The sequence below is a fragment of the Ligilactobacillus acidipiscis DSM 15836 genome (genome assembly GCF_001435755.1).
GTDB lineage: Bacteria > Bacillota > Bacilli > Lactobacillales > Lactobacillaceae > Ligilactobacillus > Ligilactobacillus acidipiscis.
Genome location: NZ_AZFI01000351.1, coordinates 1 through 558 on the forward strand (window position 1 = coordinate 1; position 558 = coordinate 558).

The following is a 558-nucleotide window of genomic DNA, read 5'->3' on the forward strand; positions in this document are numbered from 1 at the left end:
TTTAAGACAAAAAGTATGAATAATTCAGGATACCATCTGTTTTTTAAAAAAAGAAAACAGATGGTATAATCAAAATGTTAGGAAGCATACGCACGTTAAAATACATGGCAGTCGTCCTAGACACTAATTTATCCTACGATTTAAAGTAAAGTTTTTCTTAACTGCCTATCTGTGTAAAATCAATTGTAAAAAAGGACGGTGCAAGGAATATGCGTGTCGGAGATTTTCAAAGTTGTACGTTTGGCTTAGAACCTAATTTGGAAATTTTTTTTGAGGACGACAAGAAGATATTACCCCTGTCGTTTTTGCATCAGTCTGAGACAATAACGACCATCTCTGTATCTAAAAAGCCGCTTAAACTGCATGAGTTACAGTATGGATTAAACTTTTGCCCGCCTGATTCAGTTTTAAAAATTGAAAATGAAAAAAACATTCAAACTGTATTTGGTTTTCGCCGAGTTGAAAAATATCTTTATTTACGCTGATCTTAATATTGTTTGATCCACAAAAAAAGCAGGGAATTTTTAGGGTCTACACTTTTTAGTGTTGATGGTAAAA

The 558-nt window shown here is 32.8% G+C and carries 1 protein-coding gene; it reads left to right on the forward strand.

Annotated elements, in window-relative coordinates; translation table 11 throughout:
- The first annotated feature begins 209 nt into the window (after positions 1 to 209).
- A complete protein-coding gene (locus FC65_RS11085) occupies positions 210 to 485 on the forward strand; it encodes a hypothetical protein (RefSeq protein ID WP_056972804.1) in 276 nt (91 codons plus the stop codon).
- The last annotated feature ends 73 nt before the right edge of the window (positions 486 to 558 follow it).